We start from the raw sequence: 11,438 nt of genomic DNA on the forward strand, positions 1-11,438 counted from the left end.
GATGAAATCTCCCAAGATCGGTATCAGTGCGGCGGCCGGTGCCGTCGTCCTGAGTCTGGGTCTGGCCGCCTGTGGCGGTGACGACTCCGGGGACAAGGACTCCGGCAGCGGCGCCCTCAAGTTCGACGCGGGCTCCACCCAGATCGTCAACGCCTCGGACAAGAAGGGCGGGACCCTCAAGATGGCCCAGCCCGACGACTTCGAGTCGCTGGACCCGGCCAACATCTACTACGCCTACGGCAACAACATCCTGCGGGTCTACTCCCGCACGCTGATGACGTACTGCTCCAAGCCGGGCATCGAGAGCTCCAAGATGTGCCCCGACCTGGCCGAGGCCCCGGGCGTGCCGAGCAACGGCAACAAGACCTGGACGTACAAGCTCCGCAAGGGCGTCAAGTACGAGGACGGCAACGAGATCAAGGCCCGCGACATCAAGTACGCCGTCGCGCGGACCTTCGACCGCGGCATCATCCGCAACGGCCCGTCCTACTTCCAGCAGCTGCTGGACGCCGACGGCTACAAGGGCCCGTTCAAGGACAAGAACCTCGACAACCTCAAGGCCGTCGAGACGCCCGACGACTACACCATCATCTTCAAGCTGAAGAACCCGTTCATCGAGTTCAACGAAATGGTCGGCTTCAGCGGCCAGACCGCGCCGCTCACCCCTGAGAAGGACAAGGGCGCCCGCTACACCACGCACCCGTACTCCAGCGGCCCGTACAAGTTCGAGAAGGACTACGAGCCCAAGAAGGGCGGTGTCCTGGTCCGCAACACCCACTGGGACGCCTCGACCGACCCCAACCGCAAGCAGCTGCCCGACCGCATCGAGCTGCAGGCCGGCCTGAAGGCCGAGGAGATCGACAGCCGCCTGATGAGCGGCAGCCTCCACATCGACCTGCCCGGCTCCGGCGTCCAGGCGGCGGCCCGCCAGCAGATCATCACCAGCCCGAAGCTGAAGGCCAACGCGGACAACCCGATCGCGGGCTTCCACTGGTTCATCCCGATCAACACCGAGGTCGTCACCAACATCGAGTGCCGTAAGGCCATCGTGTACGCCGCCGACCGCTCGGCGATGTACCGCGCCTACGGCGGCGAGGTCGGCGGCGAGGTCGCCACGTCCATCTCCCCGCCCACCGTCGTCGGGCGCGAGAAGGGCACGGACTTCTACACCAAGGCCGACCCGAACTACACCGGTGACGTCGCCCAGGCCAAGGCCTCCCTCACCAAGTGCGGCCAGCCCAACGGCATGAACCTGAACATGGCGTTCCGCAGCGACCGCCCCAAGGAGAAGGCCACCGCCGAGGCGCTCCAGCAGTCGCTGGCCAAGGCCGGCATCAAGCTCGAGCTGAAGAGCTACCCGTCGGGCACCTACACCAACGAGCAGATGGGCTCCCCGGCCTTCCAGAAGCGCGAGAAGCTCGCCATGGGCACCTACGGCTGGGCGCCCGACTGGAACACCGGCTACGGCTACCTCCAGGCGGTCACCGACGGCAAGGCGATCCAGGCCACCGGTAACACCAACATGGAGAACCTGAAGGACCCGGGCGTCGACAAGAAGTGGAACGAGGTCGTCTCCGTCACCGACGAGGCCCAGCGCAACAAGATCTACAACGAGATCGACCAGACGGTCCGCGAGCAGGCCGCGATCCTGCCGAACGTCTACGCCAAGTCGCTGCTCTTCCGCCCGAAGACGCTGACCAACGTGTACTTCCACAAGGGCTTCGGCATGTACGACTACGCCAACCTCGGTGTGACCGGCTGAGGTCGGTTTACCCGCTCTACCTGAGAGAAGGCAGGTGAAGGCAACGGGCGGCCGGCGGGGCTGATCCCCCGCCGGCCGCCCAGGCCGGATACTGTGGTCGCATTCATCGTTCGCCGCATGGTCGGCGCGGTCGCGCTGCTGCTCATCATCAGCGCGGTGACGTTCAGCATCTTCTTCCTTGTGCCCAAGGCGGCAGGAGTCACCACCGACCAGCTCGCCGCGCGCTACGCCGGTAAGACCCCGGACGCCGCGACGCTTCAGGCGATCAAGGACAGATTCGGTCTCGACGAGCCCGTCACCGTCCAGTACGGCAAGTTCATCAAGGCGATCGTCGTCGGCGACACCTACGACAGCGGCACCGAGAAGATCGACTGCCCGGCCCCGTGCCTGGGCTACTCGTTCCGGACCAACCAGTCGGTGACCGACTCGGTCATCGACCGGCTGCCGGTAACAATGTCGATCACCCTGGGCGCCGCCGTCCTCTGGCTCGTCGTCGGTGTCGGGATCGGCGTCCTGTCCGCGCTGAAGAAGGGGTCCATCCTGGACCGAGCGGCCATGGCCATCGCCCTGGCGGGCGTGTCCCTGCCCGTGTTCTTCTCCGGCCTCCTGGGGTTGGCGTTCGTCGTCCACAAATGGAACCTCCTACCGGAGGTCGACTACGTGGGGGTGACCGAGAATCCCGCGAAATGGTTCAGCACGCTGCTGCTGCCGTGGATCATCCTGGCGTTCCTTTACGCCGCGATGTACGCCCGGCTCACCAGAGCGGGCATGCTCGAAACGATGAACGAGGACTACATCCGCACAGCGCGGGCCAAGGGCCTCCCCGAGAAGACCGTCGTGGTCAAGCACGGGCTCCGTGCCACGCTCACCCCGATCCTCACGGTGGCGGGCCTGGACCTCGGCCTCCTGCTCGGCGGCGCGATCATCACGGAGAAGACCTTCTCCCTGCCGGGCCTGGGCCAGCTCGCGCTCGACGGCGTCTACCAGAGCGACCTGCCCGTCGTGCTGGGCGCGACGGTGGTCGCCTCGCTGTTCATCGTCGCGGCCAACCTGATCGTGGACATTCTGTACGGGGTCGTCGACCCGAGGGTGAGGCACTGATGGCGGACAAGCGGCCGTCCGAGACGGTCAAGCACGCCGACACCGCCGGCACGGCGGACAAGGCGGACGGCGCCGGCCGCGACACCAGGCCCCCGAGCTCCTTCCTCGAGGTCCGCGACCTGCGCATCCACTTCCCGACCGACGACGGCCTCGTCCGCTCCGTCGACGGCCTGTCGTTCAAGCTCGAACGCGGCAAGACCCTCGGCATCGTGGGCGAGTCCGGCTCCGGCAAGAGCGTCACCAGCCTGGGCATCCTCGGCCTGCACAACCGGCGCAACGCCAAGGTCTCCGGCGAGGTGTGGCTCGACGGCCAGGAGCTCATCGGCGCCACCCCCGACCAGGTGCGCCGCCTGCGCGGACGCCACATGGCGATGATCTTCCAGGACCCGCTGTCGTCGATGCACCCCTTCTACACGGTGGGCCACCAGATCATCGAGGCCTACCGGGTGCACAACGACGTGTCCAAGAAGGTCGCGCGCAAGCACGCGATCGACATGCTGGGACGCGTGGGGATTCCCAAGCCCGACAAGCGGGTCGACGACTACCCCCACCAGTTCTCCGGCGGCATGCGCCAGCGCGCCATGATCGCGATGGCGCTGTCGTGCGACCCCGAACTGCTGATCGCCGACGAGCCGACGACCGCGCTGGACGTGACCGTCCAGGCGCAGATCCTCGACCTGCTCCGCGACCTGCAGAGCGAGTTCAACTCCGCCATCATCATGATCACCCACGACCTGGGTGTGGTCGCCGAGCTGTCGGACGACATCCTGGTGATGTACGGCGGCCGCTGCGTGGAGTACGGAACCGTCGACGACGTGTTCCACCAGCCCGAGCACCCCTACGCCTGGGGCCTGCTCGGATCGATGCCCCGGCTCGACCGGGCCCGCACCGAGCGCCTCATGCCCATCAAGGGCACCCCGCCGAGCCTGATCAACCTCCCGGCGGGGTGCGCGTTCAACCCGCGCTGCGCCTACTCTGAGAAGACCGACGGCAAGAGCACCACCGAGCGGCCCGACCTGCGTGAGGCCGCCCCGGGGCACCTGGTCGCCTGCCATCTGGCGGCTGAGAAGCGCCGCCAGATCTGGAACGACGAGATCGCGCCCAAGCTGTGATGGAGACATGGTGAGCACATCGGAGAGCCGGGCGACCGAGCCCGGGGAGACCCGGCCGGACCAGGGCGCCCACGCCCAGGTCTCGGTGGACAAGAAGGCCGGGAACGGAGGCCGCGGGGAGCCGCTGCTGGAGGTCGAGAACCTCGGCAAGCACTTCCCGGTGACCGCCGGGATCCTGCGCCGCCAGGTCGCCGCCGTCAAGGCCGTCGACGGCGTGTCGTTCTCGGTCCGCAAGGGCGAGACCCTCGGCCTGGTGGGGGAGTCCGGCTGCGGCAAGACCACCACCGGCCGCATGGTCATGCGGCTGCTCGACCCCAGCTTCGGGAAGATCACCTTCGAGGGCCGCGACATCACGTCCATGTCCCAGAAGCATCTGCGTCCGCTCCGGCGCGACATCCAGATGATCTTCCAGGACCCGTACTCGTCGCTGAACCCGCGGCAGACCGTCGGCGCCATCATCGGCTCCGCGTTCCGCCTGCAGAAGATCCCGACCGAGAACGGCGTCAAGAAGGCCGTCCAGGAACTCCTGGAGCTGGTGGGCCTCAGCCCCGAGCACTACAACCGCTACCCGCACGAGTTCTCGGGCGGTCAGCGGCAGCGCATCGGCATCGCCCGGACCCTGGCGCTGCGGCCCAAGCTGATCGTGGCCGACGAGCCGGTGTCCGCGCTGGACGTCTCGGTGCAGGCACAGGTCGTCAACCTGCTGGAAGACCTCCAGGACGAGCTCGACCTCACCTACGTGGTGATCGCGCACGACCTGTCGGTCGTCCGGCACATCTCCGACCGGGTCGCGGTCATGTACCTCGGCAAGATCGTCGAGGTCGCCGACCGCAACGACCTGTACGAGCGGCCCATGCACCCCTACACCAACGCGCTGCTGTCGGCCGTCCCCATCCCCGACCCCGCCAAGCGGGGCGGCCGGGAACGGATCCGCCTGCAGGGCGACGTGCCGAGCCCCCTCGACCCGCCGCCCGCGTGCCGCTTCCACACCCGTTGCTGGAAGGCCCAGGACATCTGCAAGACCAAGGAGCCACCGCTGGTCGAGCTCAGCCCGGGCCACGAGGTGGCGTGCCACTTCCCGGAGAACACCACGGTCAGCGCCACCGACGAGGTCGCCAAGGCCGCCGTCGCCCCCGGCGCCTCCGAGGTCCCGGTCCACAAGGGCTGACCTTCTCGCAACACCACAAAGAACCCGGCCGGACGAGCTCCACTCGTCCGGCCGGGTTCTTTTTCAGCCCCCGAACAAGAAGCACCCACCTCCCCACCCCCACCACGTCGCCGACACGCCCCCGGGGACCACCCGCCTATCGCGCGCCTCCGAGCCACCCATCCCGGCTCACACCCCACCGCGTGGTTCACGTCCCGTGCTGTGGTCTCGTACGTGTGGCCGCGTGGTTCACGTGTGCGGGGGTTGCGCGGGGTGGTTCGCGTGTCGTGCATACGCGAGGGCCCCGCGCGGTCCGTTCACCGTGCGGGGCCCTTCGCCTCTGGGTGGTTATTCGGTGGAGATGGCCTTCAGGACGTCCATGCGGCCGGCGCGCCAGGCGGGCCACAGGGCCGCCAGGACGCCGATCACGGCGGCGACGACCAGGTAGGTCACCAGGGTGCCGAACGGGATGCTCAGCTCGCTGAGGCCCTTGTCCTTCAGGGACTGCTGGAGGGCGGCGCCGAAGGAGACGCCGATGCCCATGCCCAGCAGGGCGCCGAACACCGCGATCACGATGGACTCCAGGCGGATCATGCGGCGCAGCTGGCGGCGGCTGATGCCGATCGCCCGCAGCAGGCCGATCTCCCGGGTCCGTTCGATCACCGACAGCGCCAGGGTGTTGATGACGCCGACGGCCGCGATGATGACCGACATGACCAGCAGGATCGTCAGGAACGTCACGAACTGGTCGACCTGCTTGCGGGCGTCCTTCTTCAGGCCCGCCTGGTCGGACACCTTCAGGTTCGGGTATTCCGCCAGGGTCTTCTCCAGCCCGGCCTTGGTGGCGGCGTCGGGGTTCTTGGCGTTGACGATGACGCCCTCGATCGCCGGGTTGGCGGTGTGGGACAGGTGCGCCGCCTGAGAAAGGATCCGGTCGCCCATCAGGTCGTTCTTGGCGTAGACGCCCGCGACGCGCAGCGTCTGGGTCTTGCCGTCGCCGAACTGCGCCGTGACGGTCGAGCCCGCCGACAGCTTCTTGTCCTTGGCGTAGCCCTCGCTGACCAGCATCCCGTCCTTGCCGAGGTCGGTGCCGCCGGACAGGATCTTCATCCGGGAGCCCTCGACCAGGTGCTTGGCCGAGCCCGCGGTGTAGAACTCCTTCTTCCCGCCGATCTTGGCGGTGCCGGTGTAGAACGGCGCGGAGGACTCCACGCCGGGGGTGGCGGCGACCTTGGCGGGGACGTCGCTGGCGACCAGGCCGCCGGACGGCTGGATCATGTAGTCCGCGCCGAACTGCCGGTCGACCTGGGCCTCCACCGACGCCCGCATCGACGCGCCCATGACGTTCACCGTCGTGATCAGCGCCAGGCCGATCATCAGCGCGGCGGCCGTGGCGGCGGTGCGGCGCGGGTTGCGCAGCGCGTTCTGCTGCGCGAGACGTCCCGGCGTGCCCATCAGGCGGGCGAACGGCGCCGACAGCACCTTCACCGCCGGGACGCTGATCACCGGGGCGAGCATCGCGATGCCGATGAACACCAGGAACGCGCCGACGCCGACGGGGATCGCCGGGTTGCCGCCGCCGCCCCCGAGCCCGACGCCGATCAGCGCCGCGCCGATCAGGGTCAGCAGCGACCCCAGCGCCACGCGGATCCGCAGCGACCGCTGCGGCATGGCCACGTCGTCGCGCATCGCGGCGACCGGCGGGATCTTCGCGGCGCGCCGCGCCGGGAAGTACGCCGACACCACGGTCACCACGATCCCGACCACATACGACCAGATCACCGGCGTGGCGGTGAAGGTCAGGCCGCCCGAGCCGCCCAGCTGCGACTGCAGCAGCGATGCCAGCCCGGCGCCCAGCGCCAGGCCCAGCGTGGAGCCGACCACGCCGACGGCGACGGCCTCGCCGATGACCGCGCGGGTCACCTGCGGGCGGGCCGCGCCGATGGCGCGAAGCAGCGCCAGCTCGCGGGTCCGCTGCGCCACCAGCATCGAGAAGGTGTTGAAGATGATGAACGCGCCGACGAACACCGAGATGAGCGCGAACACCAGCAGGAACGTCCGGAAGAAGTTCATGATGGACGCGACGTCGCTCTTGGCCTCCTCGCGCATCTTCTCGCCGGTGATGGCCTCGACGTTGCCGGGCAGCACCTTGGCGACGCGGTCGCGCAGCTCGGACTCGCTGACGCCCGCGGCCTCCATCTGGATGTCGCTGTAGAACCCGGGCTTGAGGATCAGCTTCTGCGCCGTGGGCGTCTGGAACCCGGTGATGGTGGCGCCCAGGATGTCACCGGAGTCGATCAGGCCGACCAGCGTGAACTTCTGCGGCGGGCCCTGGGTGACGACGCGGACGGAGTCGCCGAGCGCCAGCTTGCCCTTCTTGGCGGTCTCGGAGTCGACGACGACCTCGGTGGGCCCGGTCGGTGCCCGGCCCTGCTTCAGGTCGTAGGTGCCGTTGGACGTCCAGTTCACGCCGAGCTGCGGCGGGCCGTCGCCGCTGGTGCCGACCAGCTTGCCGTTCTTGCCGACGACCGCGGCGTACCCCGTGACGTTCCCGATGGGCTTCTTGACGCCCTCGACCGCGCTGACGCTCTTCAGCACCGACGCGGGGACCGGCTGCGTGGCGTTGGTCTCGTCGGCCGAGTCGATGACCTTCTTGGCCCGGACGGAGACGGCGACGTCCTTGCCGACGTCGTTGAACAGCTCGTCGAACTGCTTGTTCATCGTGTCGGTGAAGATCAGCGTCCCGGCCACGAAGGCCACGCCGAGGATCACCGACACCGCGGTCAGTACCAGTCTGATCTTGTGCGCCGCGAGGTTGCGGAGCGTGACCTTCGCCATCATCGGGCCGCGACCCCCGGCAGCTCCAGGCCCTTCATGCGGTCCAGGACCTTCTCGGCCGTCGGGCCGGCCATCGTGTCGACGATCTGCCCGTCGGTCAGGAACAGCACCTGGTCCGCGAACGCCGCGGCGGCCGGGTCATGGGTGACCATCACGATCGTCTGGCCCATCTGCCGGACCGAGTCGCGCAGGAACGCCAGCACCTCGGCACCCGAACGCGAGTCCAGGTTGCCGGTCGGCTCGTCCGCGAAGATGATCTCCGGTCGGCTGGCCAGGGCCCGCGCGCACGCCACCCGCTGCTGCTGCCCGCCCGACAGCTCGGTCGGACGGTGCTTGAGACGCGGCCGCAGCCCGACCGTCTCGATCACCGAGTCGAGCCACTGCTTGTCCGGCTTGCGGCCCGCGATGTCCATCGGGAGCGTGATGTTCTCCAGTGCGGTCAGCGTCGGCACCAGGTTGAACGCCTGGAAGACGAAGCCGATCTTGTCGCGGCGCAGCCGCGTCAGCTGCTTGTCCTTCAGCCGGCTCAGCTCGGTGTCGCCGATGAACACCTCACCGGAGCTGACCGAGTCCAGGCCCGCCATGCAGTGCATCAGGGTCGACTTGCCCGAGCCGGACGGACCCATGATCGCGGTGAAGCGCCCGCGGGGAATGCCGACCGTCACCCCGTCCAAGGCGATGACCTTGGCGTCGCCGGACCCGTAGACCTTGGCGACCTGGTGCGCCCGCGCGGCGAAGTCGCCCGCCCCGGGCGCGGAGTGCGCGTCATGGCTGGATGGGGCGGTGTTCGTCACAGTGAACTCCCCTGTCTGGGAACGAAGAAATCGAAAAGGAAAAGAACCGGGGACCGCGAATTCCCGCCGATCCCTTGGCACAGAACACTAGGAGCCGCGAACCCGTTTGAGATGGACCCCAGGAACGGAATTCACGCTCCACCCTCCGCATGAGGAACCACCCCGCTGGTCGTCCTCCCGGAGTAGAGCCGACCGGCGAAGTACGGGGGCGCACCCCAGCACCGTCCCTGAAGCACACCCCAGCACCTACCCCGGATCACCCCACCAAAGCCCCTCCCACCAGGCAAAAAGCGACCCCGAGAGCGGCTCGTCGCCGCCCTCGGGGCCGCCCCGACTTTGGTAGAGGATCCCCTAGACCATCGGCCAGTCCACCCGGACCCGCTCAGCTCTGCCCAGGACGGGACATCCCCGTCTCATAGGCGTACACCACCGCCTGAACCCGGTCCCGCAGCCCCAATTTCGCCAGGACGTTGCCGACATGGGTCTTCACCGTCGTCTCGCTCACCACCAGCTCCGCCGCGATCTCCGCGTTCGACTGGCCCCGCGCCACATGCGACAGCACCTCACGCTCACGCTCGGTCAGCGTGTTCAGCCCCGGCGGCGGAGACGCGTCCCGCACCGCCGGCAGCCGCGTCGCGAACTTGTCCAGCAGCCGCCGCGTCACACTCGGCGCCACGATCGCGTCACCCGCCGCCACGATCCGGATCGCCGCCACCAGGTCCTCCGGCGGCGAGTCCTTCAACAGGAACCCGCTCGCGCCCGCCCGCACCGCCTCGATCACGTACTCGTCCAGATCGAACGTCGTCAGGATCAGCACCTTGGGATCGTGCGACGCCGCGCCGTCCCGGATGATCCGCCGCGTCGCCTCGATCCCGTCCACCCCGGGCATCCGGATGTCCATCAGCACCACGTCCGGCAGCAGCGACCGCGTCAGCTCCACCGCCGCCGCGCCGTCCCCGGCCTCACCCACCACCGCGATGTCCGGCTCGGCCTCCAGGATCAACCGGAAACCCGTCCGCAGCAGCGGCTGGTCGTCCACGAGCAGCACCCGCACCGTGTTCATGCTCTGACTCCGCTCGCCGGGCCGCGCGATCGCGACGACTTCATCTATGCCTCCAGGGGGAAACGGGCCCGCACGCCGAAACCGCCGCCGACCCGCGGACCGATCCGCAGCTCACCGCCGTACAGCGCGACCCGTTCATACATTCCGACGAGCCCATGTCCGGGATTGTCCCCGTTATCGGCCATGATCGTCGCGGTGCCACGCCCGTCGTCCTCGATCTCGACGGTCAGGTCCGCGTCGGTGTAGTAAAGACGCACCCAGGCCCGCGCCTGCGAACCCGCGTGCTTGAGCGTATTGGTCAAAGCCTCCTGGATGAGCCGGAACGCCGCCACATCGACCCCCGGGGAAAGCGTCCGCGCCTCACCCTCGACCCACAGCTGCACCGCCAGACCCGTCTCCCGCACATGGTCCAGCAGCTCCCCGAGATCACCCAGCCCCGGCTGCGGCGCCAGCTGCCGCCCCGCCGGCTCGGTGTCGCGCTCGGTCCGCAACACCCCCACGATCCGGCGCATCTCGCTCAACGCCGTCCGCCCGACCTCCTCGATCGTCGTCATCGCCTCACGCGCGCTCCCCGGATCACGATCCAGCACACGCCGCGCCGCACCCGCCTGCACCGTCATGACGCTCACATGATGCGCCACCACATCGTGCAGCTCCCGCGCGATCCGCGACCGCTCCTCCACCCGCGCCGCCCGCGCGTCGGTGCCCCGCGCCCGCTCCAGCCGAGCCGCACGATCCTCCAGCTCGGTGAAGTACGCCCGCCGCAACCGCAGATTCCGCCCCAGCGCCCACAACCCGATCAACATCACGTTGTTGGTCAGATACGTCATCAGCCCGACACCCGGCAACTGCGCCATCAACCCGTTGAACACGCACAGCGCCACCACACCGCCCAGCGCGCTGTGCGCCAGCGCCCGATGCGCCGCCACGCTGTACACCGCCACCATGAACGCCGCGATGTCCGGCAGGTTCGGCGGATAGTTCCCCGCCGCCAGCATCACCTCACAGGCGCTCACCCCCAGCAGCGTCGCCAACGGCCACGACCGCCGGAACGTCAGCAGCATCGCCGCCAGCACCACCACCAGCAGATGCCGGACGTCCGGATCGGCGTAGTGGTCGGCGTACTGGTCGGGGATCTCCGCGAAGTACACCTGCGGCAGCCCCAGAAGCAGCAGAGCCACCGCGAGCGCGGCATCGGCCGCCTGCGGGTGCCCTTCAAGCCAGGCACGGCAGGTACGAAGACCACGGATGCGGGGTGACACGATTATCACCCTAGGAGGTGGGGCCAGGTAGTTAGCCCTCCCAGACGCCGATCCGCAGTCCTCCCCAAGGAGGACACGCCCGCTACCACCCCTACGACCAGGCAACTTCCCAACCCCACCCCCAACCCGCCCCAACGCCCCCGAAACAACGGCCAACCCCGTCCCATCCCCACAAATCCCCAGCTCTCACCCCCCACCTCCACCGAACCGCACGCACCCCCCAACCAACCCAGCCCAACACCTCACCCCGACCCCGCCCCGCCCACCCCCAGAACCCACACGACAGCGACGCACGGAGTAGCCCCACCCCCACTCCCAAGCCGCCCCCACCGACCGAACGGCAGCCCGCACAGCCCTTG

Annotated in this window: 8 protein-coding genes; 4 read left to right on the forward strand and 4 right to left on the reverse strand. The window is 68.7% G+C overall.

Going from position 1 to position 11,438, the window contains the following annotated elements; genetic code table 11:
- The first annotated feature begins 1 nt into the window (after position 1).
- The 4 genes from ACQPY4_RS19810 (at position 2) to ACQPY4_RS19825 (ending at position 5,143) form a co-directional block, all read left to right on the forward strand.
- Positions 2–1,762, forward strand: coding sequence for an ABC transporter substrate-binding protein (locus ACQPY4_RS19810; RefSeq protein ID WP_433338456.1), 1,761 nt, complete (start codon positions 2–4; stop codon positions 1,760–1,762).
- A gap of 117 nt (positions 1,763–1,879) precedes the next feature.
- Positions 1,880–2,863, forward strand: a complete 984-nt coding sequence (locus tag ACQPY4_RS19815; protein ID WP_433338458.1) for an ABC transporter permease — start codon at positions 1,880–1,882, stop codon at positions 2,861–2,863.
- Positions 2,863–3,975 (forward strand): ABC transporter ATP-binding protein, encoded by a 1,113-nt coding sequence (locus ACQPY4_RS19820; RefSeq protein ID WP_433338460.1) that lies wholly within the window; start codon positions 2,863–2,865, stop codon positions 3,973–3,975. Before ACQPY4_RS19815 ends, ACQPY4_RS19820 begins: the two co-directional genes overlap by 1 nt.
- Before the next feature lie 7 nt (positions 3,976–3,982).
- Positions 3,983–5,143 (forward strand): ABC transporter ATP-binding protein, encoded by a 1,161-nt coding sequence (locus ACQPY4_RS19825; protein WP_433338462.1) that lies wholly within the window; start codon positions 3,983–3,985, stop codon positions 5,141–5,143.
- Between the two features lie 327 nt (positions 5,144–5,470).
- On the opposite strand, the gene ACQPY4_RS19830 is transcribed toward ACQPY4_RS19825, so the two are convergent.
- From ACQPY4_RS19830 to ACQPY4_RS19845, 4 genes are all read right to left on the reverse strand, one after another.
- The gene (locus ACQPY4_RS19830; protein ID WP_433338464.1) at positions 5,471–7,963 is read right to left on the reverse strand and encodes an ABC transporter permease; all 2,493 of its coding nucleotides are present in this window, start codon (positions 7,961–7,963) and stop codon (positions 5,471–5,473) included.
- Positions 7,960–8,754 (reverse strand): ABC transporter ATP-binding protein, encoded by a 795-nt coding sequence (locus ACQPY4_RS19835; RefSeq protein WP_433338466.1) that lies wholly within the window; start codon positions 8,752–8,754, stop codon positions 7,960–7,962. The genes ACQPY4_RS19830 and ACQPY4_RS19835 overlap by 4 nt, the downstream gene beginning before the upstream one ends.
- A 382-nt stretch (positions 8,755–9,136) precedes the next feature.
- Positions 9,137–9,817 (reverse strand): response regulator, encoded by a 681-nt coding sequence (locus tag ACQPY4_RS19840; RefSeq protein ID WP_433338468.1) that lies wholly within the window; start codon positions 9,815–9,817, stop codon positions 9,137–9,139.
- A gap of 44 nt (positions 9,818–9,861) precedes the next feature.
- Positions 9,862–11,079, reverse strand: coding sequence for a sensor histidine kinase (locus ACQPY4_RS19845; protein WP_433338470.1), 1,218 nt, complete (start codon positions 11,077–11,079; stop codon positions 9,862–9,864).
- Positions 11,080–11,438 lie beyond the last annotated feature (359 nt).

The organism is Spirillospora sp. CA-294931, assembly GCF_050946795.1.
Lineage (GTDB): Bacteria > Actinomycetota > Actinomycetes > Streptosporangiales > Streptosporangiaceae > Spirillospora.